The following is a 23,261-nucleotide window of genomic DNA, read 5'->3' as shown; positions in this document are numbered from 1 at the left end:
TTTCGCTGGCGGGACCAGAGTAGACGTTATGAAGACGTTGTCGATCGATGTTCGGCGGGCTGAACCGCATGATGCCCGAGCCATTTCCGAGGTGCACCGCCAGTCGTGGCAGTACACCTATGCCGGCATCATTCCGCACCGCGCGCTGAGCCACATGATCGAGCGCCGCGGCGAAGCCTGGTGGCGCAAGGCGACCAGCGGCCCGGCGACACTACTGGTTCTCGATGTCGCTGGCGAGATCGCCGGTTACGCCACGCTCGGCCTCAACCGCGCCCGCGCACTGCCTCAGGAAGGCGAGATCTACGAACTCTATCTTCGCCCGGAATATCAGGGCATCGGCCTTGGCCGGCTTCTCTTCGGCGAAGCGCGCCGGCTCCTGAAGTCGCTCGGCTGCAAGGGCTTGGTCGTCTGGTGCCTCGAGGAAAACGAGAATGCCGACCGCTTCTATCGCGGCCAAGGCGGCGCCGATTTCTGCGAGGGTATCGAAACCTTCGACCGCAAGCAGCTCAAGAAGATCGGCTTCGTCTGGCCCTAAAGCATGTCGCGGTCCTTCAGACTCGCTTCTTGCGTTTTAGGCTTGTTGCGCATGTCGTTATCGCAAAACCGCTGCGTACTTTTGCGCGACATGGCGGCTGCTGCCACAATCGACTAAAATCCAGCGTCGTCCCAATGCCTTGTTGCGTTGCGTCATGATTCCGATTATCTGGCTGGCAGCAACCATCCTTATTAGGGGACACGCATGCGCATCGACGCGATTTCCATTGGTAAGAACCCGCCCGAAGACGTCAACGTCATCGTTGAAGTTCCGGTCGGCGGTCATCCGATCAAGTATGAAATGGACAAGGACGCCGGCACGCTGGTCGTCGACCGTTTCCTCTATACGCCGATGACCTATCCGGGCAATTACGGCTTCGTTCCGCACACGCTCTCTGAAGACGGCGACCCGATCGACGTGCTGATCGCCAGCACCCGTCCGCTGGTTCCGGGCTGCGTCATCAACGTCCGCCCGATCGGCGTGCTGATGATGGAAGACAATTCCGGCAAGGACGAAAAGATCATTGCCGTTCCCTCGCCAAAGCTGACGCTGCGCTACGAGAAGGTCAAGGAATATACCGATCTGCCGGAAATCACGCTGAAGCAGATCGAGCATTTCTTCGAGCACTACAAGGATCTTGAGCCCGGCAAATGGGTCAAAATCTTTGGCTGGAAGGGCTCGAAGGAGGCCGGCGAGCTCATTCTCGAAGCCGTCGAGCGCGCCAAGAAGGCGAAGGTCTGATCAGTCCTTCAGCAGAGCTTTCAGCTTTCCTGTCAAATCCTCCGGGTCGCCATCGATCCGGAGGATTTTTTTACGCGCCGTATCGCCGGAAATCAGGCTGATCGAGGATTTGGGGATGCCGAAGCTCTTGGCGATGAGTGCGATCATCGCCTTGTTGGCCTTGCCCTTTTCCGGCACGGCAGAGACACGCGCCTTTAGATAAGCCTCGCCGTCGGCGCCGGTCTCGAACCCGTCGATCGCATCACGCCCACCATTGGGCGTGAGCCGGACGGACAACCGCACATGGTCAGCAAAGAGCTGCCAGGCTTCACTCACCGGCCGACGAGCGGATAGAGCGTGTTCCACATCAGGGAACGGAAGAAGAAGATGATCAGCAGCAGGATGATCGGCGAAATGTCGATGCCGCCGAGATCCGGCAGCACGCGCCGGATCGGACGAAGCGCCGGCTCGGTAACCGCATAGAGGAAACTTCCGACCGAGTTGACGAACTGATTGCTCGAATTGATGACATTGAATGCATAGAGCCATGAAAAAATGGCACTGGCGATCAGCACCCAAGTATAAAGATTCAAAGCCAGATCAATGGTTTGAAATAAGGCGAGCATATCCGTCTCCATTTCGCGGTTGACAGACATGTAGACATTGGCGACTTAACGGGCAAGTCCCATGCTTTGAAGCACGCTGAATCATGTTTAACAGGCCGAGCGTTCTCACCAGCTCCGGCCGGAAAGCCTCATCTCATGTCGTCGGTTCCGAGCGGTGACCGGTTTGCCGCTTTCAGGCATGTCGCCTACACCTATTTCTTCTTTGCCCGGTTTCTGACGGCTTTCGCGACACAGGTGGTCAGCGTCTCCGTCGGCTGGCAGATGTATGACCATACCGGCAATCCGATCTATCTCGGCCTGATCGGCCTGGTGCAATTCCTGCCTTCGCTGCTCCTGATCCTGGTGACCGGCACCGTCGCCGACCGCTACAACAGGCGTATGGTGGCCGCCATTTGCATTTTCGTCGGCACGATTTGCACCGCGGCATTGCTCTTCCTGACGGTTTCCGGCACCTTCGCGCCGCTTGCGGTTTTCGCGATCCTTGCCGTCTTCGGCATCGAGCGCGCCTTCATGACGCCGGCGATGCAGTCGCTTGCTCCCAATCTCATTCCGCCAGAGGACTTGCCGAACGCGGTGACCTGGAATTCCATGTCCTGGGATGCGGCCGCCATTCTCGGCCCCGTCGCCGGCGGCTTGCTTTACGGTGTCAGCGCGAGCGTTTCCTACACCGTTGCTGTCGTCTTCTTCGCCGCCGGCTCGCTGCTGACTTTCCTCATTCCGAAACCGCAGCAACGCGTTGCGCATGAATCGAGGAGTTTGAACGAGATTCTTGCCGGCTTCCGATTCATCTGGTCGGAGAAGGTAGTGCTCGGCGCCGTCTCGCTCGACCTCTTCGCCGTGCTGCTTGGCGGCGCCGTGGCGCTGATGCCGGTCTACGCGCGCGATATTCTGGCGCTTGGTCCTTGGGGTCTTGGCCTGTTGCGTGCGGCTCCGAGTTTCGGCGCCATTGCCATGGCCCTATTTCTGGCAACCTATCCCATCCGGCACCGGGCCGGGATCTGCATGTTCATCGGCGTCGCGATGTTTGGTCTGGGAACATTGGTTTTCGGCATTTCGCATACGCCATGGCTGTCGATCGCGGCGCTCGCAATTATGGGTGCCTCCGACCTGATCTCGGTCTATGTCCGCGAAACTTTGATCACGCTCTGGACGCCAGATCACGTGCGCGGCCGCGTCAATGCCGTGAACATGGTCTTCGTCGGCGCGTCGAACGAGCTTGGCGAGTTTCGCGCGGGCACGATGGCGCGCTATTTCGGCGCTGTCCCCGCCGTCGTCATCGGCGGCATTGGCACCTTGGCCGTCGCGATCATCTGGGCAAGCGGCTTCCCGCAGCTACGAAAGATCGACAGTCTGAACGCGCCGGACCGCGAGGGCGAGCCGCAGGTGGCGTGAGGCGCCGTGAGGCTGACGACGGGATGTTGCTGCCGGTCAGGCGGCCATTGCCTGCTTGCCCTCGAAAACGAGGTCGAGGAATTCGGATAGCCAGGCTTTGAGCGGCGGGTCGAAGATCATGCGGCCTTCCAGATGCTCGCGACCCTGCTGCGCATTCGGCATGCAGAAGCGGTGTTCGCCGTGCACGACCCAGCGCTGCATCATGGCGCGGGTGAGTTCCGCGTGGAACTGCAAACCCCAGGCGTTGGCGCCATAGCGATAGGCCTGATTGGGATAGGTCTCGCCGGTTGCCAGCAGATCGGCGCCGTGCGGCAGGTCGAAACCTTCACGGTGAAAATGATAGACCATTTGCGGCCAATGGCGCATCAGAAGCCGGCCCTTTTCCGTCGGCTGTAGCGGATACCAGCCGATTTCGGTCTTGCCGTCATCGCGGGCTTTGACCTTGGCGCCGAGATGGCGGGCAAGCATCTGCGCGCCAAGACAGATGCCGAGATAGGGGCGGTTTTCCTTTAGCGGCACGTCGAGCCAATTGATCTCGGTCCTGACGAAATCGTCGGGATCATTGGCGCTCATCGGGCCGCCAAAGACCACCGCCCCGGCGTGCCCCTCCAGCGTCGTCGGCAGTCCGTCGCCGAGCACCGGCCGACGGATGTCGAGATCATAGCCCTTGTCCAAAAGCATGTGGCCGACGCGGCCGGGGCTGGAGCGCTCCTGGTGCAGGACGATCAATACGGGACGCTGTCTGCCGCCCTGCGGCGCCTCAATCATCATCCCCCGTTTCCTTCCTGGGACCCGGGGCACGAGCGGCTGCCTCCTGGCGCTTGACGACGCGGTCGCGGTCGGAGATGCCCAAGAGATCGGCGATACGCCAGATCGCATGGTCCTCCATTTCGCTGCGTTCGCCATCGGCATAGACGATGTCCCAGAGGATGCCGAGAAGTTCGAGGCGCTGTTCGCTGTTGAGATGGCGCTTCAGATCGGAGGTGAAGCGATAATAATCGACCGCCTCGCTCTCGGCTTCCTGGCCTGCTGCAATCAGCGCGTCGAGCTGGCGACCGTCGAGACCGTATTGGCTCTTCAGCAGTTTGCGAAGCCGCTTCTTCTCGCTTTCCTCGATCTTGCCGTCAGCCTCCATCACCTGAAAACAGAGCGCCGCAACCGCGATGCGCGGATCATCGGGAGCAAAACCGGACTTGGGGTGTTCCTTGGTCAGGTTTTGAAAGAATTCCTGAAAGCGTTCGAACATTCGATTCCATTCTTAGAGCGGTTCAGCTTTTCACGGAAACTGAGAACCGCTCTATCTTTTTGTTTTTGCAATTCCGGACGGAAAACCGCTCACGCAACTTTTCCTGGAATTGCTCTAGAAGAGCTTCAGCCGTGTCTTGGGTTCCGGTTCAAGCTTGAGATCTTTCACGCCCGGATCATCCGGCGCCCGGCCGAAGAAGGGCTTCGGTTCCGGCTCCTTCGCCGGCACGACCTTGGCGGCGGGTGCCGCGGGTGCCGGCTTCGTCGCGACCGGCTCCAATTCCATAACAGATGTATCGGCAGACGGCGATGCAACTGTTGGTGAAGTCGATTTTGTCGTGTCGGTCGCGTGAGCAGGCTCGCGTACCGGCGGCAGCGATTTCAGCGCGGCATCGACCGAGACGGTCGTGCCCTCCTCCACCGGCCCTTCGAGTTGGCCGAAGGGCGCTTTCCATTCGAAGGCGTCGAGGCGGCCGGTGATCGGCGACAGGGGCAGCCATTTGTCGGAGACGAAGCCATCGGCCAGCCAGGCCGGATCGCGCGGTGCGCGCAATGCCTGGGCCATCCAATGGCGGACACGGCCCTCATCTCCGGTCTCGGCTTCTTCAATGTCAGCCAGCAGCAGGAAGGCGCCTTCGCGGGCATCGATGCGGGCTGCGGCCTCCGCCTTGGCGCGGGCTTTGGCAAAGTCGCGGGCGTCGAGGGCGGCCTTTGCCGTGACCAGCAGTGCTTCGACATTGTTCGGGCGGATCGCCTCCAGGCGTTCGGCACGCTTCAGGCGATCGGTGACGGAATCGCCGCTGCGGGCGCGGACATAGGCTCTGCCGATGTCCGGATGCGGCTCGGCCTTCCAGACCTGTTCGAGAATGGAAGCGGCCTTGCGCACCTTGTCTTCGCGAAACAATGCCTTGGCCGCCGTCAGCGCGGCCGGCACGAAATCGGGGGAGAGTTTCAGTGCTGCCAGCGCATCGTCCCGGGCGCCGGATGGATCGCCTTCGAGCTTTTCGTTGGCGCGTGCGGTCAGCAATACGGCGCGCTGCCGGTTGGCGGTATCCTTATCGATGACACGGGCGATTTTCTGCTGGTCGAGAAGCTTGATGGCCTCGTTCCAATCGCCGGCCTGGCTGCGGTATTCCAGCGTCGCCTGCGCTGCCCAAGGCAGATAGGGGGCGTGGTCGGCGGCCTTTTCGGCATAGTGCCGCGCCGCTTCGTGCGCGCCAAGGCGTTTGGCTTCGAGATAGAGGCCGCGCAAACCCAGTTCGCGGGTTTCCGGGTCATTCGCCATCAGCTCGAATTTCTGGCGGGCCTCGTCATGCTTGCCTTCGATCAGCGCAGCCTGCGCTTCGAGCAGGTTGATCAGCGGCTCCTGGTCGGCGCGGATCAGACCACGCGTGCGCGCTGCCATCTTGCGAGCAAGCAGCGCGTTGCCGGCACCGGCGGCGATCAGCCCGGTGGACAATGCCTGATAGCCGCGGTCGCGTTTGCGGGCGCGAAAATAGCGGGTGACGGAATGCGGCGAGGTCCAGATCAGGCGGATGAACCACCAGACCACCATGACGGCGGCGATCAGCGCGATCAGGATGCCGGCGGCGACGATGAGCTTGGTCTGATAGAGCTCGCCGCCCCAGACCAGCGAAAGATCGCCGGGGCGATCCGCAAGCCAGGAAAAGCCATAGCCGAGCAGCAGAACGAGAACGGCGAAAATAAGCAGTCTGATCATTCTCTTCTCCGCCCTCAGCTTTGTTTTCCGGTGCCGGCAATCGCCTTCGACAGCGCGTCGCTGACCAGGTCCTCGACCCGGATACGGGCTTCCAATGATTGCTTGAAGGCGGCGGAGGCCGATTTGGCGGCGTCCGGCAGGCTGTTCCATTCGGTGATCGCGCCGGGCAGGTCGCCGTTCTTCACCTTGTCCTCGAAGCGAGCCGCAATAGCCGCGACGCTGTCGCCGGTGACATTGCCGACCGGGCGCACCTGCACCAGGGATTTGGCGCTGGCGAGCAACCGGTCTCTCCAGCTTTGGTTCGGATCGTCCTGCTGTGTCGAAGTGACGATCGCCGTCGCAACGTCGGATACCCGGCGAATGAGATCGGCGCGCGAGGGGATGCCGGTCTGGGCGAAGGCCTTCAGGTCAGCAATGGCAGGGTCATCAGGCGCGACATTGGCGTAGGTGTCGAGCTCCGGCTGAAAGGGGCCGCCGCGATCGATCGCCGCCTTCAGGGCGGCCGCCGCGATGGCCCGGGCGACAGCGCTTTCCTGGCTCGGTGCATTCAGCTTCTTTTCGGCATCCTCAAGGCGCTTGCTGACATCCGCGTCGGAGGAGGCCTGACTTTGCGTCGCCTGAGCAAGGCTCGTCTTTAACTGATCCACTTCGGCGCTGAGCGCGGCGATCTTCTGGTCGGCATCGCTACTGCTCGACGATCCGCTCGCGGCTGTGTTGTTGGCACCCGCTGCTTCAAGGGCTGCGACGCGGGCGGTAAGGGCGGCGTCGGGCGATGGAGCGGCGGCGAGATTGGACACCGTCTGCTTCAGGCCGTCGATTTCGGCGGTGAGCGCTGCGATATCGGCGGAATGGTCCTTTGCCGACCTACCGCCGCCGGGCAGGAGGCCCGCATATTGGATGGCGCCGGCGCAGACGAGGGAGATCAGGCCACCGACAATACCGGCGGCGATCAGGCCGGACGTTGCACCTGGCTGCCGCTGGGGGGCGGCGGGTTGTTCGGCAGGAGAGCGGGCGGGTTCAGGTTCCGGGGCAGTCGCGGCTTTTCCGTCTTCCGCCGCATCTTCCGCGACGGGTTCATCGGCCTCTTCCTTCACCGGCTCCTGTTCCGCTTTTGGCGGTATTTCCACCTCATTGGTGGACGAGCTGCCGGGTTCGCTGTGGTGGCGCTCCGTCATCTCTTCGGAAGCCGCGGCTTGAGCGGTTTCCTCAGCTTCCAGATCGATCGTGATCGGCTCGTCGTTGGGCTTCGAATGGTTTGGCGGGTTTCCCGATACCATGAGGTCCTCTTTTCATGCGCTGCAGCGAAATTAGACAGACAAGTCGGTTATGGAAAGAGCTTAGATCAAAATTGCGACCTCACTTCGCAGCAAGAAGCGCCAGAAGGCTGTCTTCGTCCGGCATATTAGCAATATCCACATGAGAATGCAGGGAAGGCGGGACGGCCTCTGCAATCGCTTCGCTGAGGCAAAGGAATCTTGTCGAGGCGAGGAGGTTCTGATGGCGCTGCAGGAAAGGCAGGCTGAAGAATCGTTTCGCGGTTTGATGCGAATAAAGCAGTACGGCATCGGCGGAAGCATCGAAGAAAAGCCGGCGAAGGGTGGCGTCTTCGATGATGATATTCTGCATTCGATAGCATTCGACCGTTTGGAACGGGATATTCAGCCCCGTCAATCTTGCTTCGAAACCTGCGGCGCGCGGCGAGCCGGCGAGATAGAGCAGGGGGGCTTGAGGAATGTCGGCCCATTCGCGGGAAATCAGTTCTGCCAGCTCGGTGCCGCTGCCCTCGGATGTGAAAACATGGATGAAACCAAGGTTTTTAGCCTCGTCGGCAGTCGCTTTGCCGACGGCGAAAAGCGGGCGGCCGAGATGAGGCTGGAGGGGCTGGCCTATTGCGCGCAATGTGCGGATCGCTTCGGCACTCGTTACGGCAATTGCGCCCCGAGTGTCCGATAGGGCTTGCCGGGTCGCGTCGATATGGCGGATAGGCTTCGACAACGGCAAAAGCACCGCCTCATGCCCCATTTCCGCAAGCCGCCGGGCGGTGCGCTCACCCGAATGCGCAGGACGGGTGACGACGACGCGCATCCGGAATCAGGTCCAGTCTTCGAAGAAGGTGCTGCCGGCTTCGGCACGGATCGCCTGGCCGGCATTGGTGCCGAGTGCCTCGGCGTCCCGGCGGTGACCTTCGATAGTGGTGGTGTGTACCTCCTGGCCATCGGGCGTCAGGATCATGCCGAAGAACCTGATGTGGTCGCCCTCGCAGACTGCATAGCCGGCAATCGGCGTGCGGCAGGAGCCGTCGAGTGCTGCCAGGAAGCCGCGTTCGCAGGAAACGGTATCGAAGGTCGGTGCGTCATTGATGGCGGAGAGCAGGTCGTTCGTCCTGTCGTCACTGATGCGGCTTTCGATGCAGATCGCACCTTGCGCCGGCGCCGGCGGGAATTCGTCCGGATCCAGAATGTCGGTGATCACATCCACCTTCCCGAGCCGCTTCAGACCGGCAAGCGCCAACAAGGTCGCGTCGGCCTGACCCTCCTCCAGCTTACGTAGCCGCGTTTCGACCGAGCCGCGGAAGATAATGACGTTGATATCGGGACGCAGGCGCCGGATCAGCGCCTGGCGGCGCAGCGACGCGGAGCCGACGGTCGCGCCATGCGGCAGCTCGATCAGCTTTGGCGCAGTGCGGCCGATAAAGGAATCACGGATATCCTCGCGCGGCAGATAGGCTGACAGCGCCAGCCCCTCCGGCAGCTTCGTCGCCATGTCCTTGGCCGAGTGTACGGCAAAATCGAGCTCGCCTGTGGTCAGTTTCTGTTCCAGCTCCTCCGTGAACAGACCTTTGCCGCCGATCGCTGCCAGCGAACGGTCGGTAATGCGGTCGCCCTTGGTGCTCAGAACGACGATCTCGAACATCTCCTCCGGCAAGCCATGCGCCGCCATCAGGCGGTCGCGGGTCTCGTGCGCCTGCGCCAGCGCCAGCGGGCTGCCGCGCGTGCCGATCCGGAAAGGTTTTGTTTGCATCCGCTTTGATCCGTTGTTACCGACAGTTTCCGTAACCATATTTCCGCTTCATCGCAATCGATCAACAGGCAACGAACAGCTTCCATGGCGTCCCTTCTTCGCATTCTCGGCATCGAAACAAGCTGCGACGAAACCGCTGCGGCCATTGTCGAGCGCCGGGATGACGGCACCGCCACGATTGCTTCCGACGTGGTTTTGAGCCAGTTGGACGAGCATAGCGCCTATGGCGGCGTTGTGCCCGAAATAGCCGCGCGGGCCCATGTCGAGGCGCTGGATACGTTGATCGACGAGGCCCTGAAGCGCGCCAACGTGTCGCTGGCCGACGTCGATGCCATTGCGGCCACATCCGGCCCCGGTCTGATCGGCGGCCTGCTTGTCGGGCTGATGACCGGCAAGGCTATTTCGAGGGCGACCGGCAAGCCGCTCTATGCTATCAACCATTTAGAGGGCCACGCGCTGACGGCAAGGCTGACGGATGGTCTTACTTTTCCCTATCTCATGCTGCTCGTCTCCGGCGGCCATACGCAACTGATCCTGGTGCGCGGCGTCGGCGAATATGAGCGCTGGGGCACGACGATCGACGATGCGCTGGGCGAAGCCTTCGACAAGACGGCGAAGCTGCTCGGTCTTCCCTATCCCGGCGGCCCGGCGGTCGAAGAGGCCGCCAAGAACGGCGATCCGGATCGATTCGATTTTCCGCGACCGCTGGTCGGTGAGACCCGTCTCGATTTTTCCTTTTCCGGCCTCAAGACCGCGGTGCGGCAGGCGGCAACGGCGATCGCGCCGGTGAGCGAGCAGGACATCGCCGATATCTGCGCCTCCTTCCAGAAAGCGATTTCGCGCACCTTGAAGGACCGGATCGGGCGCGGCTTGCAGCGCTTCAAAAAGGAATTTCCGAAGACGGCGGACAAGCCGGCGCTGGTGGTTGCGGGCGGTGTCGCGGCCAATCTCGAACTGCGGCGCACGCTGCAGGAGCTTTGCGACCTCAATGGCTTCCGCTTCATCGCGCCGCCACTCAGGCTCTGCACCGACAATGCGGTGATGATTGCCTGGGCGGGGCTGGAGCGCATGGCGACAGGTGCAACGCCCGATGGTCTCGATGTGCAGCCGCGCTCGCGCTGGCCGCTCGATCAGAAGGCAGAAACTCTTTTGGGGCATGGCAAACGAGGAGCGAAGGCATGAGCGGCAATGAACGCATTGCAGTGATCGGCGCCGGCGCATTCGGTACGGCGCTCGCCGCCGTCATCGCCTTGACCGGAAAGAGCCAGGTGACACTGGTCGGGCGCAACGCGGGGGTCATGGCCGATCTCAGCACCGACCGGATGCACGACGCAGCATTGCCGGGCATCGATTTGCCGGATTCGCTGCAATTTTCTGCCGAGCCTGACGCAATTTCGGATGCCGGCATCGTGCTCTTTGCCATGCCGTCGCAGGCGCAGGCGGATGCTGCACGTCATTACGGGCCTTATCTCGCAGAGGATGCCGTTGTCGTTACCTGCGCCAAGGGCATCGACAAGGTTTCCGGCGATCTCTTGACCGACATGCTGGAGCGGGAATTGCCGCATCACGCCATCGCGGTTCTCTCCGGTCCGGGCTTTGCGACCGATATTGCCAAGGGCCTGCCGACGGCAATGGCGATCGCCGCCAGTGATATGGCGGTGGCGGAACGGCTGGCGCAGGCGATTTCAGGGCCGACATTCCGTCTCTATGCCTCCGACGATCGTATCGGCGTGCAGCTTGGCGGCGCACTGAAGAATGTTTTGGCCATTGCTTGCGGCATTGTCGAAGGGCGGGGCATCGGCGATTCGGCGCGCGCGGCGCTGATCAGCCGCGGCCTGGCGGAAATGTCGCGCTTTATCGTCGCCAAGGGCGGTAAGGCGGAAACGGTGCGGGGGCTCTCCGGCCTCGGCGATCTCGTGCTGACTGCGACCAGCCACCAGTCCCGCAACCTGCGTTTCGGCATCGCACTCGGCCGCGGCGAAACGGTCGATCCATCGCATGGCGATCTCGTCGAAGGCGCCTACGCCGCCTCTATCGCGGCGCGCTTGGCGCGCGGGCTCGGCGTCGATATGCCGATCACCGAAGCGGTCTCGGCCATCATCGACGGCAAGCTGGATATCCCGACGGCAATCGAGCAACTGATGACGCGGCCGATTACGACGGAATGACTTGAATATCGACGGTGCTCTGGATATATTACTGGATATAGCGGGAGGCCGTGATGAGCAGTTCACAAAAACGCGCGATTCAGAATTATCGTTCCAGGCTTAGCGAACGTGGTCTGGCCCGTTTCGAGGTGCTTGGGCTTGATGGCGATCGTGCTCTCATTCGCTCGCTGGCGCGGCGTTTGGCGGAAGACAGTCCCGAATCAGCCCGTATTCGCGATGTTGTCGCCAAGACGATCTCAGGGGAGCCACCGAAGAAGGGTGGCGTCATTGCCGCGCTGCGGAGTTTTCCTCTTGAGGATGCGGAACTTGATCTCGAACGGCTGCGAACTCAGCCGCGTGAGATTGATCTGTGAAGCGCTATTTGCTTGACACCAATATCGTCAGCAATGCGATCAAGCCTGAACCCTCTCTGGCTCTTTTGGCATGGTATGCCGAGCAGCTAGATAGCGATCTGTTTGTTCCATCGCTTGCAATTGCCGAGATTCAACGCGGTATTTTGATTTTGCCGGCGGGGTGCAAACGCAATTTGCTGGAGGCGTGGTTTTCAAGTAGCGCAGGGCCGCAGGCAGTGTTTGCCGGCCGGATTCTTCCCTTTGACGAGCATGCTGGGCTGGTTTGGGCACAGCTTATGGCTGAAGGGAGAGCCGCTGGTCGGCCACGTAATTCCTTTGATATGATTATCGCTTCGGTGGCGATCGTAAATGATTGCATTTTGGTGACCGACAACGAAAAAGACTTTTGGGGTCTGGATATTGTCAATCCTCTTCGGAGGAGGACTGGATAATTGCGCCGAATGCCAATCATATCTCAAACATGATTCCCATAGGAGAATGAAACTATGCTGTTTGCCTTTGTCTGCAAGGACAAGCCCGGTCACCTGAATGTCCGCATGGACACGCGCCCCGCCCATCTCGAGTATCTGAACAAGCTCAATGCCGAGGGTACGCTGAAGATGGCGGGTCCATTCCTCGATGCGGATGGTAAGTCGAATGGCACTCTCGCCATCGTCAGTGCCGAAACGATCGATGCAGCGAAGGCGATCGCCGATGCCGATCCCTATACCAAGGCCGGTCTGTTCGAGACCGTCGAGATCAAGCCTTTCAACTGGGTCTTCAACAATCCGGAGGCGTGAGCATGGCGCATTGGCTGTATAAATCCGAGCCGTCCTCGTGGTCCTGGGAGGCCCAGAAGAAGGCTGGGGAAAAGGGCACGGAATGGACCGGCGTCCGCAACTATCTCGCCCGCAACAACATGCGGGCGATGCAGATCGGCGACAAGGGTTTCTTCTATCATTCTAACGAGGGGCTGGAGATCGTCGGCATTGTCGAGGTCTGCGCGCTGTCTCATCCCGATTCGACCGCCAAGGAAGACCCGCGCTGGGATTGCGTCGATATCCGCGCCGTGTGCGACATGCCGAAACCGGTGTCGCTGAAGGATATCAAGGCCAATCCGAAACTTGCCCAGATGTCGCTCGTCACCTCGATGCGGCTTTCCGTGCAGCCGGTGACCGATGAGGAATATCTGGAAGTCTGCCGCATGGGCGAACTCGACAATCCGCCCGTCTGACACTTAGAGCGGTTCAGCGCTTTATGGGATCGCTTTCCCGCTCTAACCTTTTGTTTTTACGCATTCCGGACGGAAAACCGCTTCGCACTTTTCCTGGAATTGCTTTAGTTCGAGGATGATTTGAAGACCGATCCGGAAAGTTTCATCCTTTCGAACACCAGTCTCATGACGCCGCCGCATGTGCCGGAAATCCGGCTGCATCTGGCGAGCGAGGCTCATGATCTCTGGCTGAAGACGGAGGAAGAACTCGAAGAGATCGGTCTGCCGCCGCCCTTCTGGGCTTTCGCCTGGGCGGGCGGGCAGGGGCTTGCGCGCTACGTGCTCGATCATCCCGGTATGGTCGCCGGAAAACGGGTGTTGGATTTCGCCAGCGGCTCCGGCCTCGTCGCGATTGCGGCGAAGCTTGCAGGTGCCAGCCATGTGCTCGCCGCGGATATCGATCCCTGGGCGGAAACGGCGATACGGCTGAATGCGGCGGAAAACAGCGTCGCGCTCGACTTCACCGGCGACGATCTCATTGACCGGATGACGGATGCCGATGTCATTCTTGCTGGCGATGTCTTCTACGATCGCAATTTTGCCGATCGCCTGATCCCCTGGTTCCGGCAATTGGCAGGCGAGGGCCGTCTCGTGTTGGTGGGCGATCCGGGCAGGGCTTATTTGCCCAAGGATCGTCTGGAGACTGAGGCCAGCTATCAGGTGCCGGTGACGCGGGCGCTGGAGGATAGCGAGGTCAAGAAGACGACGGTCTGGCGATTCATTGCCGGCTAATGACCGTCACGGACGGATCACGCAGACGCCGGCTTCGTACGAGCAGGCATTGCCAGCCCGTTTGACGTCGATGACCTTGGCCCTCGGCTTCAGCGCAGCGGATTCGTTTTGATATGGGTCGTAGCCGCCGCCATAGCCGACGATATAAGTCCCGCCATCGGCCTGATACATATCGGCCGTGCCGGCATATGTGCCGATATTAGCCGCATATTGCCGATCCATGAGGATGATTCTGGCCGGTTGTGGCTGCGAGTAGCGCTGAGGCCAGGAGATTTGCTGCAACCGAACCGGGCCGCGATGGTGGAACGGCCGATATCCATGGCGATAGTCGGCCGAAACGGCGGTCGCCGCGGCATAGGCACCGAGGCGGGTGGGATATCGCCGATCCATAAGGACAATTCCGGCCGGGCGCGGCTGCGCGTGGCGCTGCGGCCAGGAGGCTTCATGCAGCGGAAACGGCCCATCATGGCGGAACGGCCGGTATCCCTGGTGATAATCGCCCGCCGAGGCCGACGTGGACAGAAGGGCGGCGGCCGCCAAAACGAGCGTTGCTGCCTTGAAAAGATGTTGTCCCATGGGTTCGCCTCGCGCACTAAATCCTTAATAAAATATGAAGAACAGAGTGCCTCAAGAGCGACATGAAGTCTACTCGGCTGGCGGGAAAATCGTATCGGGCCGCCAATCGGAGAGTGCCGTTTCTGCGTACTCGCTAAAGCTGTCGGCTGGTCCGAATCGATTAAATTCAATGCAGACAGCAATTGTGCTTGTCGATACGCATTTCGGTGATTAATGGTCGCAATTGATGCAACGCACACAGGACTTTCCCAAGGGTGTGTTGCCCCGGAAATGTCCGGAATAGAAGCGTACCGTAACGCCGCGAGGTTCTGATGGCGAACGTCACACAAAACCGGCCCCTGTCGCCGCATCTGCAAGTTTACAAACTCATTCCCACCATGGTCATGTCCATCGTCCACCGCATCACCGGCGGCGCGCTTTATTTCGGCACGCTGCTGGTCGCTTGGTGGCTGATCGCGGCGGCGACCGGCCAGGCCTATTTCGAGCTGGTCAACTGGATCATGGGGTCGATCATCGGCCGGTTGGTCCTGCTCGGCTATACCTGGGCGCTGCTGCACCATATGCTCGGTGGCTTCCGCCATTTCATTTGGGATCTCGGATACGGTCATGATCCGGCTGTCTCGACCAGGATGGCCAAGGCGACGCTCGTCGGTTCGCTCTGTCTTACCGCACTGGTCTGGATCATCGGCATCGCCATCCGGCTTTGATTGGCAGGATTGTTCTCGAAGGCGCCTTGGCGCCTTTCGGGATCATGCTTTAAAGGATATTTCTCATGGATATGCGCACTCCTCTGGGCAAAGTCCGCGGTCTTGGCTCCGCCAAGGAAGGTACGGAGCATTTCTGGCGCCAGCGCCTGACTGCCGTTGCCAACGTTCCCCTCATCATCTTCTTCGTCATCTTCCTGATGATCTATGCCGGCGCGCCCTACGCGGAAGTCGTGCATGCGCTGTCGAACCCGATCGTTGCCGTTATTTTCGGCCTGATGGTGGTCTCCGGCGTCATTCACATGAGGATCGGCATGCAGGTTATCATCGAGGACTATGTCCAAAGCGAGATCAGCAAGATCGCCCTTCTCATGCTCAACACATTTTTCGCGATCATCGTGGCCGGGCTCTGTCTCTTCGCCATTCTGAAGATCGCGTTCGTAGGATAATTAGCGATGGCACCGAACTCATCTCCTCAGAATGGGCCTGCTCAAAACGGGAAAGCCTACAAATATGTCGATCACTCCTATGACGTGATCGTCGTCGGCGCCGGCGGCGCAGGCCTGCGCGCCACGCTCGGCATGGCCGAGCAGGGCTTCCGTACCGCCTGCATCACCAAGGTATTCCCGACCCGCTCGCATACGGTCGCAGCCCAGGGCGGTATCGCCGCCTCGCTGCAGAACATGACGCCGGATAGCTGGCAGTGGCATCTCTACGACACCGTCAAGGGTTCCGACTGGCTCGGCGACGTCGACGCCATGCAGTATCTCGCCATGGAGGCGCCGAAGGCGGTCTATGAGCTCGAGCATTACGGCGTGCCGTTCTCGCGTAATGAAGAAGGCAAGATCTATCAGCGCCCGTTCGGCGGCCATATGCAGAATTACGGCGAAGGCCCGCCGGTGCAACGTACCTGCGCAGCGGCCGACCGTACCGGCCACGCCATCCTGCACACGCTTTATGGCCAGTCGCTGCGCAACAACGCGGAATTCTTCGTCGAATATTTCGCGCTCGATCTGATCATGTCCGACGATGGCAGCCGTTGCACCGGCGTCGTCGCCTGGTGCCTGGACGACGGAACGATCCATCGCTTCGCCGCCAAGATGGTGGTGTTGGCGACCGGCGGCTACGGCCGCGCCTATTTCTCGGCGACCTCGGCTCACACCTGCACCGGCGACGGCGGCGGCATGGTTGCCCGCGCCGGGCTGCCGCTGCAGGACATGGAGTTCGTGCAGTTCCATCCGACCGGCATCTACGGTTCCGGCTGCCTGATCACCGAAGGCGCGCGCGGCGAAGGCGGGTATCTCGTCAACTCCGAAGGCGAACGTTTCATGGAACGCTATGCGCCGTCAGCCAAGGACCTTGCCTCGCGCGATGTCGTTTCGCGCTGTATGACGCTGGAAATTCGCGAAGGCCGCGGCGTCGGCAAGAACAAGGATCACATTTTCCTGCATCTCGACCATCTCGATCCGGCCGTGCTGCACGAGCGCCTGCCGGGTATTTCCGAGAGCGCGCGCATCTTCGCCGGCGTCGATGTCACTCACGATCCGATCCCGGTTTTGCCGACCGTCCACTATAATATGGGTGGCATTCCGACGAATTATTGGGGTGAGGTGTTGAATGCCGACCGCAATAATCCGGAGCGTGTCTTGCCGGGCCTGATGGCCGTCGGCGAAGCCGGTTGCGCCTCGGTGCACGGCGCCAATCGACTCGGTTCCAACTCGCTGATCGACCTCGTGGTCTTCGGTCGCGCCGCCGCCATCCGCGCCGGTCAGGTCATCGACCGGGCAAGCCCGGTGCCGCCGGTCAATGTTGCCGCCTGCGACAAGATCATGGAGCGCTTCGACCGTTTGCGCCATGCCAGCGGCTCGACGCCGACGGCGGTGCTGCGCGAAAAGATGCAGCGCGCCATGCAGGAAGACGCCGCCGTGTTCCGCACGCAGGAATCGCTGGAATCCGGCTGCCGCCGCCTCTCGGCAATCTGGAAAGAGTTGCCCGACGTCAAGGTCACCGACCGTTCGCTGATCTGGAATTCCGATCTCGTCGAGACGCTGGAACTGCACAACCTGATGGCCAACGCCATCACGACGATCTACGGCGCCGAAGCCCGCAAGGAAAGCCGCGGCTCGCATGCCCGCGAGGACTACACCGAAGGCAAGTTCGCCGGCCGCGACGACGAAAACTGGCGCAAGCATACGCTCGCCTGGGTCAACGACGCAGGCGATGTGAAGCTCGACTATCGTCCCGTTCATACCGAACTGATCGCCGAAGGCATCGATCCGCATAAGATCGAGCCGAAGGCACGCGTGTACTGATCTGAGAGGAACTGACCATGGTTGAACTCGCTCTCCCCAAAAACTCTCAGATGCGCGAAGGCAAGGTCTGGCCGAAGCCGGCAGGCGCGACGAACACGCGGGAATTCCGCGTCTACCGCTGGAGCCCGGATGACGGCCTGAACCCAAGCATCGACACCTATTACGTCGACGTCGACGATTGCGGCCCGATGGTGCTTGACGGTCTGCTCTACATCAAGAACAAGATCGACCCGACGCTGACGCTACGCCGTTCCTGCCGCGAAGGCATTTGCGGCTCCTGCGCGATGAATATCGACGGCACCAACACGCTCGCCTGCACCAAGGGCTTGGACGAGATCAAGGGTACGGTGAAGATCTATCCGCTGCCGCATATGCCCGTCGTCAAGGACCTCGTGCCGGACCTGACGAATTTTTATGCCCAGCACCGCTCGATCGAGCCCTGGCTGAAGACGGTTTCGCCGCCGCCGGCGAAGGAATGGAAGCAGAGCCATGAGGATCGTCAGAAGCTCGACGGCCTCTATGAATGCATCCTCTGCGCCTGCTGCTCGACCTCCTGTCCGAGCTATTGGTGGAACGGCGACCGTTATCTCGGTCCGGCTGTTCTTCTGCAGGCCTATCGCTGGCTGATCGACAGCCGCGACGAGGCAAAGGGCGAGCGTCTCGACAATCTGGAAGATCCGTTCCGCCTCTATCGCTGCCACACGATCATGAACTGCGCCCAGACCTGCCCCAAGGGTCTGAACCCGGCCAAGGCGATCGCCGAAATCAAGAAGATGATGGTCGAGCGGCGGATCTGACCGCCTGCTCAATATCGCGAGGTGATGGGGATCGCAGTCGCATGACGCTGGAAAGCTTTGCACCGGAGGCGGTAGCTGAAATTCGCTTGCGGCTTGCCTCGGTCAAATCCGAGGGGATTCGCATCGGCCTTGCCATCGAAAGCGGAAGCCGAGCCTGGGGGTTCCCGTCACCCGATAGCGACTATGATTGCCGCTTTGTCTATATCAGGCCGGAGCGGGATCATTTTTCCCTGTTTCCGCATCGCGATGTCATTGAGTTTCCCATTGTTGGAGACATCGACACCGGCGGTTGGGAATTGCGGAAGGCGCTACTCCTAGCGCTGAAAGGCAATGCCGTTCTTGTTGAATGGTTGAAATCACCGCTTGTCTATGAAGAAGAGCCCGGCTTCCGTAAGCGTCTTAGCGCTTTGCTGGAAACGATCATGGTGCCGGAAAAGGTTGCTCATCACTATATTGGCCTGATGAAGCAGAACCGGCCGGGCGATGAAGCCGAACCAATACGGTTAAAAAAGTTACTTTACGGCATTCGGCCTGCCATAGCGCTGGAGTGGATGCGGCAGACTGATTTCGCCAAACTGCCGCCGATGAACATGCTCGAATGCCTCGAAGACATCGACATTGCCGAGAGCATGCGAGCAACAATTCTGCAATTGGTGGCTCTCAAGAAAGAGACCCGCGAGATGGGCGAAGGCGCGCCGCCGGCGCAGCTCACGGAATTTTTATCGAGCTCGCTTGCACGTTATTCCGATTTCTCCAGCAAACTTCGTCAGGACGCCGAACGCGATAAAAAGATGCAGCAACTCGCCAATCATTTCTATCTGGATGAGGTTCGTCGGGTTAAGCCTTGAAATGACCGGATTCTTGCGGAGCTATGGCCTCCAGCGATTTATGCCGTGTAGCGACTTGATTAACCAAAGTGAAATACGATAATCCCAACCTAACTAAGCGCCAGTTTGCAAACATCGATGGTGGACAATTAGGAGTATGATGATGCAATTGAGATATGCAGCGACGGCTGCGGCGATAGGTCTGTCGCTTGCCGGTTGCCAGCGCACAGCATACAACAACGACGAATATTCTCCCGCGCCACTGCAGGCTCAGCCCGTTCCTTCCGTCCAATCCAGCCAGCTTCCGCCAACGACCGGCGCCTCACAGTTTCCGGCAGCGCCGACGAATACGCCGAATGCTGCCAACCAGCAGCAACAGCAGGCGATGGCCGCTTCTGCGCAGGACGTGACCAAGGAATCCATGGTCGGTAGCTGGAAGGTCAGCAATGGCGGTTCGAGTTGCGACATGTTCCTGACGCTCACCAATCTCGGCAGCGGCTCGCGCGGCGGCACGCGCGGTTGTGCGGGCGAGCTGACGACGATGGGGTCCTGGGAAGTTTCCGGCAAGCAGGTTATCCTGAAGAACCGCGATGGCAGCCAGATCGGCACGCTCTACAAGACGGCCGATTCGCGCTTCAACGGCTCCACGGCCTCCGGTCAGCCGCTCAGCCTCAGCCGATAAAGCTCTTTTGAAGCGGTTGGGCCATCCCGCCGCTTCCTCCTTGCACAGGCGGGTATCACCCCATGCAGCCCATGCCCGACTATTCCATCAGCGTCGTCGAACATTTGAAGGCGCTGACGGCTTCCGGATCGCTCCAGGTGGATTCGGAGCAGATGGATGTGGCGAAATCCCTCGATCTCGTGCTTGCCGATCTCAAGCGGAAGCGGCCGGCAACCAAATCGAGCGCGCTCGGCTGGATGTTTGCCGCGCGCAAGAAGCCGGCCCAGATCGTTCGCGGCCTCTATATCCATGGCAGTGTCGGGCGCGGCAAGACCATGCTGATGGATATGTTCTTCGGCATGGCACCCTGCAGCAAAAAACGCCGGGCTCATTTCCATGAGTTCATGGCAGACGTGCACAACCGCATCGCCGCCCATCGGCTGAAGTTCAAGAACGGCGAAACCAAGCAGGCCGATCCGGTGCCGCCGGTCGCAGCCGAGCTTTATGGTCAGGCGGAGCTGCTTTGCTTCGACGAATTCTCCGTGACAGACATCGCCGATGCGATGATCCTGTCGCGGCTGTTTTCCGAGCTGTTTTCGCTCGGCTGTGTGTTGGTTGCCACATCGAATGTCGAGCCGGACAATCTCTATCGCGACGGTCTCAATCGTGGCCTGTTCCTGCCCTTCATCGATCTTTTGAAACGCCATGTCGATGTCGTTACGCTGGACTCGCCGACCGATTACCGCATGGAGAAGTTGAACAGCCAGCCGGTTTATCTGATCCCCATCAATGAGCGCACCGACATGGCGATGGATGCGTCATGGGTGCAGGTGCTGCACGGACGCAAGGCGCAGCCGCTGGAGATCCCGATGAAGGGACGTTCCATCCATGTGCCGCTCGCCGCCGATAGCATGGCTCGCTTCTCCTTCGCGGATCTCTGTGAACAGCCCTTGGGTGCGGCCGATTTTCTGGCGATCGCCAAACGGTTCGATACGATTTTTCTCGACCGCGTTCCGAAGCTCGGGCCGGAAAAGCGCAATCAGACCAAGCGTTTCATCATTCTCATCGACACGCTTTACGATCATGGGGTCCGGCTTTTCGTTTCGGCCGAGGCGATGCCGGAGGATCTTCTGATCGAAAGACGGGGCACGGAAGGCTTTGAATTCGACCGCACCGCGTCGCGGCTTTTCGAAATGCGCAGCGCGGAATATCTCACCCAGACTCACGGCAAGCGCGCTGCCGAGTAACGATTTAGTGACAGAATGTCTTACGTTTACGTAAGACATTTTTGATCTAACCGATTGAAATACCTGATCCAAAAATAATCAATTGCCAATTTCGGCCTTTGGGTCTATGCGATTGGCGGCAACGGTGGATGCCTTGCAAGGTGTCCCGCCACGGATTTTGATCGCAAAGGATACACCGAAATGGCGCGCAACAAGATCGCACTTATTGGTTCTGGCATGATTGGTGGCACGCTGGCGCATCTCGCCGGCCTGAAAGAACTGGGCGACATCGTCCTGTTCGACATCGCGGACGGCATTCCCCAGGGCAAGGGCCTAGACATCGCCCAGTCTTCGCCGGTCGAAGGCTTCGACGCCAATCTCACCGGCGCCAGCGACTATTCCGCGATCGAGGGCGCTGATGTCTGCATCGTCACCGCCGGCGTTCCCCGCAAGCCGGGCATGAGCCGCGACGATCTTCTCGGCATCAACCTCAAGGTCATGGAACAGGTCGGCGCCGGCATCAAGAAGTATGCCCCGGACGCGTTCGTGATCTGCATCACCAATCCGCTCGACGCCATGGTCTGGGCTCTGCAGAAGTTTTCGGGCCTGCCGACCAACAAGGTCGTCGGCATGGCCGGCGTGCTCGACTCGTCGCGCTTCCGCCTATTCCTCGCCAAGGAATTCAACGTATCGGTCGAAGACGTCTCCGCTTTCGTTCTCGGCGGCCACGGCGACTCGATGGTGCCGCTCGCCCGTTACTCGACCGTTGCCGGCATTCCGCTGACCGACCTCGTCACCATGGGCTGGGTCACCAAGGAGCGCCTCGAAGAAATCATCCAGCGCACCCGTGACGGCGGCGCCGAGATCGTCGGTCTGCTGAAGACCGGCTCGGCCTACTATGCTCCGGCCGCTTCCGCCATCGCGATGGCTGAATCCTATCTCAAGGACAAGAAGCGCGTTCTGCCTTGCGCCGCATACCTCTCCGGCCAGTACGGCGTGAAGGACATGTATGTCGGCGTTCCCACCGTCATCGGCGCCGGCGGCATCGAGCGCGTCATCGAGATCGACCTGAACAAGGCCGAGAAGGAAGCCTTCGACAAGTCGGTCGCGGCCGTTGCCGGCCTCTGCGAAGCCTGCGCCACCATCGCGCCGTCGCTGAAGTAATTTCCGCGTTCCAATAAGGATAAATCCATGAACATTCATGAATACCAGGCCAAGGCTCTGCTGAAGACCTATGGCGCACCCGTCGCGGACGGCGTTGCCATCTTCTCCGCCGACGAAGCTGAAGCCGCAGCAAAGCAGCTTCCTGGCCCGCTTTACGTCGTCAAGAGCCAGATTCATGCCGGCGGTCGCGGCAAGGGCAAGTTCAAGGAACTCGGCCCCGACGCCAAGGGCGGCGTTCGCCTCGCCAAGTCGATCGAGGATGTCGTTGCCAATGCCAAGGAAATGCTCGGCCATACGCTGGTGACCAAGCAGACCGGCCCGGCCGGCAAGCAGGTCAACCGCCTCTACATCGAAGACGGCGCCGATATCGACCGCGAACTCTACCTCTCGATCCTGGTCGACCGCGCGGTCGGCAAGGTTGCCTTCGTCGTTTCGACCGAAGGCGGCATGGACATCGAGACCGTTGCGCACGACACACCGGAAAAGATCATCACCGTCGCCATCGACCCTGCGACCGGCGTTACGGCTGCCAACGCGGCCGCCCTTTCCGACGCGCTGAAGCTCGAAGGCGCTGCCCGCGAAGACGCTGCCAAGCTCTTCCCGATCCTCTACAAGGCCTTTGTCGAAAAGGACATGGCCCTGCTCGAAGTCAACCCGCTGATCGTCATGACCAATGGCCGCCTGCGTGTCCTCGACGCCAAGGTTTCCTTCGACGGCAACGCGCTGTTCCGTCACGAGGACATCGTTGCGCTGCGCGACACGACCGAAGAAGACGCCAAGGAAATCGAAGCGCACAAGTATGACCTCGCCTATGTCGCCCTCGACGGCAACATCGGCTGCATGGTCAACGGCGCCGGCCTTGCCATGGCCACCATGGACATCATCAAGCTCTACGGCGCCGAGCCGGCGAACTTCCTCGATGTCGGCGGCGGCGCCACCAAGGAAAAGGTCACCGCGGCCTTCAAGATCATCACCGCAGACCCGGCTGTCGAAGGCATCCTGGTCAACATCTTCGGCGGCATCATGAAGTGCGATGTCATCGCCGAAGGCGTGCTCGCAGCCGTCAAGGAAGTCGGTCTGAAGGTTCCGCTCGTCGTGCGCCTCGAAGGCACCAATGTCGAGCTCGGCAAGAAGATCATCAATGAATCCGGTCTCAATGTCATCTCGGCCGATGACCTGGACGATGCCGCCCAGAAGATCGTCAAGGCAGTCAAGGGAGCCTGAGGCAAG

28 protein-coding genes are annotated in these 23,261 nt (G+C 60.5%); 19 read left to right on the top strand and 9 right to left on the bottom strand.

Going from position 1 to position 23,261, the window contains the following annotated elements; translation table 11 throughout:
- The first annotated feature begins 28 nt into the window (after positions 1-28).
- On the top strand, positions 29-535 hold the full coding sequence (locus QA646_RS14860; RefSeq protein WP_283056183.1) for a GNAT family N-acetyltransferase: 507 nt from the start codon (positions 29-31) through the stop codon (positions 533-535).
- Between the two features lie 204 nt (positions 536-739).
- Positions 740-1,276, top strand: a complete 537-nt coding sequence (gene ppa / locus QA646_RS14855) for an inorganic diphosphatase (protein WP_283056182.1) — start codon at positions 740-742, stop codon at positions 1,274-1,276.
- Here ppa and QA646_RS14850 read toward each other — a convergent pair whose 3' ends face one another.
- Positions 1,277-1,591: a DUF167 domain-containing protein gene (locus tag QA646_RS14850; protein WP_283056181.1), complete on the bottom strand. Its 315-nt coding sequence runs from the start codon at positions 1,589-1,591 to the stop codon at positions 1,277-1,279. It abuts the gene before it with no gap.
- Positions 1,588-1,881 (bottom strand): YggT family protein, encoded by a 294-nt coding sequence (locus QA646_RS14845; RefSeq protein ID WP_028751312.1) that lies wholly within the window; start codon positions 1,879-1,881, stop codon positions 1,588-1,590. Before QA646_RS14845 ends, QA646_RS14850 begins: the two co-directional genes overlap by 4 nt.
- 135 nt (positions 1,882-2,016) lie before the next feature.
- On the opposite strand from QA646_RS14845, the gene QA646_RS14840 reads away from it, so the two are divergent.
- A complete protein-coding gene (locus tag QA646_RS14840; protein ID WP_283056180.1) occupies positions 2,017-3,273 on the top strand; it encodes an MFS transporter in 1,257 nt (418 codons plus the stop codon).
- Positions 3,274-3,309: 36 nt separating this feature from the next.
- On the opposite strand, the gene QA646_RS14835 is transcribed toward QA646_RS14840, so the two are convergent.
- From QA646_RS14835 to hemC, 6 genes are all read right to left on the bottom strand, one after another.
- Entirely contained in the window at positions 3,310-4,041 is a 732-nt protein-coding gene (locus tag QA646_RS14835; protein WP_283058881.1) for a glutamine amidotransferase, read from the bottom strand.
- Positions 4,034-4,519, bottom strand: coding sequence for a TerB family tellurite resistance protein (locus QA646_RS14830; RefSeq protein ID WP_283056179.1), 486 nt, complete (start codon positions 4,517-4,519; stop codon positions 4,034-4,036). The genes QA646_RS14835 and QA646_RS14830 overlap by 8 nt, the downstream gene beginning before the upstream one ends.
- Before the next feature lie 114 nt (positions 4,520-4,633).
- Positions 4,634-6,238, bottom strand: a complete 1,605-nt coding sequence (locus QA646_RS14825) for a heme biosynthesis protein HemY (protein WP_283056178.1) — start codon at positions 6,236-6,238, stop codon at positions 4,634-4,636.
- 14 nt (positions 6,239-6,252) lie between these two features.
- Entirely contained in the window at positions 6,253-7,515 is a 1,263-nt protein-coding gene (locus QA646_RS14820; RefSeq protein WP_283056177.1) for a hypothetical protein, read from the bottom strand.
- 79 nt (positions 7,516-7,594) lie between these two features.
- Positions 7,595-8,323, bottom strand: coding sequence for a uroporphyrinogen-III synthase (locus QA646_RS14815; protein ID WP_283056176.1), 729 nt, complete (start codon positions 8,321-8,323; stop codon positions 7,595-7,597).
- 6 nt (positions 8,324-8,329) lie between these two features.
- Positions 8,330-9,259: a hydroxymethylbilane synthase gene (gene hemC, locus QA646_RS14810; RefSeq protein ID WP_283056175.1), complete on the bottom strand. Its 930-nt coding sequence runs from the start codon at positions 9,257-9,259 to the stop codon at positions 8,330-8,332.
- Positions 9,260-9,343: 84 nt separating this feature from the next.
- On the opposite strand from hemC, the gene tsaD reads away from it, so the two are divergent.
- From tsaD to QA646_RS14775, 7 genes are all read left to right on the top strand, one after another.
- On the top strand, positions 9,344-10,441 hold the full coding sequence (gene tsaD / locus QA646_RS14805) for a tRNA (adenosine(37)-N6)-threonylcarbamoyltransferase complex transferase subunit TsaD (protein ID WP_283056174.1): 1,098 nt from the start codon (positions 9,344-9,346) through the stop codon (positions 10,439-10,441).
- Positions 10,438-11,427, top strand: coding sequence for an NAD(P)H-dependent glycerol-3-phosphate dehydrogenase (locus QA646_RS14800; protein WP_283056173.1), 990 nt, complete (start codon positions 10,438-10,440; stop codon positions 11,425-11,427). Before tsaD ends, QA646_RS14800 begins: the two co-directional genes overlap by 4 nt.
- 53 nt (positions 11,428-11,480) lie before the next feature.
- Positions 11,481-11,780, top strand: coding sequence for a hypothetical protein (locus QA646_RS14795; RefSeq protein ID WP_283056172.1), 300 nt, complete (start codon positions 11,481-11,483; stop codon positions 11,778-11,780).
- Positions 11,777-12,211 carry a PIN domain-containing protein gene (locus tag QA646_RS14790; protein ID WP_283056171.1) on the top strand — a complete coding sequence of 145 codons (435 nt, stop codon included), beginning with the start codon at positions 11,777-11,779 and terminating at the stop codon, positions 12,209-12,211. The genes QA646_RS14795 and QA646_RS14790 overlap by 4 nt, the downstream gene beginning before the upstream one ends.
- A 54-nt stretch (positions 12,212-12,265) precedes the next feature.
- Positions 12,266-12,559, top strand: coding sequence for a YciI-like protein (locus QA646_RS14785; protein ID WP_283056170.1), 294 nt, complete (start codon positions 12,266-12,268; stop codon positions 12,557-12,559).
- A gap of 2 nt (positions 12,560-12,561) precedes the next feature.
- Positions 12,562-12,993 carry an EVE domain-containing protein gene (locus tag QA646_RS14780; protein WP_283056169.1) on the top strand — a complete coding sequence of 144 codons (432 nt, stop codon included), beginning with the start codon at positions 12,562-12,564 and terminating at the stop codon, positions 12,991-12,993.
- A 120-nt stretch (positions 12,994-13,113) separates the two neighbouring features.
- Positions 13,114-13,764, top strand: a complete 651-nt coding sequence (locus QA646_RS14775; protein ID WP_283056168.1) for a methyltransferase — start codon at positions 13,114-13,116, stop codon at positions 13,762-13,764.
- Between the two features lie 6 nt (positions 13,765-13,770).
- On the opposite strand, the gene QA646_RS14770 is transcribed toward QA646_RS14775, so the two are convergent.
- The gene (locus QA646_RS14770) at positions 13,771-14,340 is read right to left on the bottom strand and encodes a hypothetical protein (protein WP_283056167.1); all 570 of its coding nucleotides are present in this window, start codon (positions 14,338-14,340) and stop codon (positions 13,771-13,773) included.
- Positions 14,341-14,651: 311 nt separating this feature from the next.
- On the opposite strand from QA646_RS14770, the gene sdhC reads away from it, so the two are divergent.
- From sdhC to sucC, 9 genes are all read left to right on the top strand, one after another.
- A complete protein-coding gene (sdhC, locus tag QA646_RS14765; RefSeq protein WP_283056166.1) occupies positions 14,652-15,047 on the top strand; it encodes a succinate dehydrogenase, cytochrome b556 subunit in 396 nt (131 codons plus the stop codon).
- A 65-nt stretch (positions 15,048-15,112) separates the two neighbouring features.
- On the top strand, positions 15,113-15,493 hold the full coding sequence (gene sdhD / locus QA646_RS14760; RefSeq protein WP_283056165.1) for a succinate dehydrogenase, hydrophobic membrane anchor protein: 381 nt from the start codon (positions 15,113-15,115) through the stop codon (positions 15,491-15,493).
- Between the two features lie 6 nt (positions 15,494-15,499).
- The gene (gene sdhA / locus QA646_RS14755; protein ID WP_283056164.1) at positions 15,500-17,356 is read left to right on the top strand and encodes a succinate dehydrogenase flavoprotein subunit; all 1,857 of its coding nucleotides are present in this window, start codon (positions 15,500-15,502) and stop codon (positions 17,354-17,356) included.
- A 17-nt stretch (positions 17,357-17,373) separates the two neighbouring features.
- Entirely contained in the window at positions 17,374-18,153 is a 780-nt protein-coding gene (locus QA646_RS14750; RefSeq protein WP_283056163.1) for a succinate dehydrogenase iron-sulfur subunit, read from the top strand.
- 41 nt (positions 18,154-18,194) lie between these two features.
- Positions 18,195-19,001 carry a nucleotidyltransferase domain-containing protein gene (locus tag QA646_RS14745; RefSeq protein WP_283056162.1) on the top strand — a complete coding sequence of 269 codons (807 nt, stop codon included), beginning with the start codon at positions 18,195-18,197 and terminating at the stop codon, positions 18,999-19,001.
- Between the two features lie 142 nt (positions 19,002-19,143).
- Positions 19,144-19,662 carry a protease inhibitor Inh/omp19 family protein gene (locus tag QA646_RS14740; RefSeq protein ID WP_283056161.1) on the top strand — a complete coding sequence of 173 codons (519 nt, stop codon included), beginning with the start codon at positions 19,144-19,146 and terminating at the stop codon, positions 19,660-19,662.
- Positions 19,663-19,724: 62 nt separating this feature from the next.
- Positions 19,725-20,888, top strand: a complete 1,164-nt coding sequence (zapE, locus tag QA646_RS14735) for a cell division protein ZapE (protein ID WP_283056160.1) — start codon at positions 19,725-19,727, stop codon at positions 20,886-20,888.
- A 180-nt stretch (positions 20,889-21,068) separates the two neighbouring features.
- Positions 21,069-22,031 (top strand): malate dehydrogenase, encoded by a 963-nt coding sequence (mdh, locus tag QA646_RS14730; RefSeq protein WP_028751288.1) that lies wholly within the window; start codon positions 21,069-21,071, stop codon positions 22,029-22,031.
- A gap of 27 nt (positions 22,032-22,058) precedes the next feature.
- The gene (gene sucC, locus QA646_RS14725; RefSeq protein ID WP_283056159.1) at positions 22,059-23,255 is read left to right on the top strand and encodes an ADP-forming succinate--CoA ligase subunit beta; all 1,197 of its coding nucleotides are present in this window, start codon (positions 22,059-22,061) and stop codon (positions 23,253-23,255) included.
- The last annotated feature ends 6 nt before the right edge of the window (positions 23,256-23,261 follow it).

It is taken from the genome of Rhizobium sp. CB3090, from assembly GCF_029714285.1.
Lineage (GTDB): Bacteria > Pseudomonadota > Alphaproteobacteria > Rhizobiales > Rhizobiaceae > Rhizobium.
Note: the sequence above shows the minus strand (reverse complement) of the source record. Positions and strands in the feature narration are given on the sequence as shown.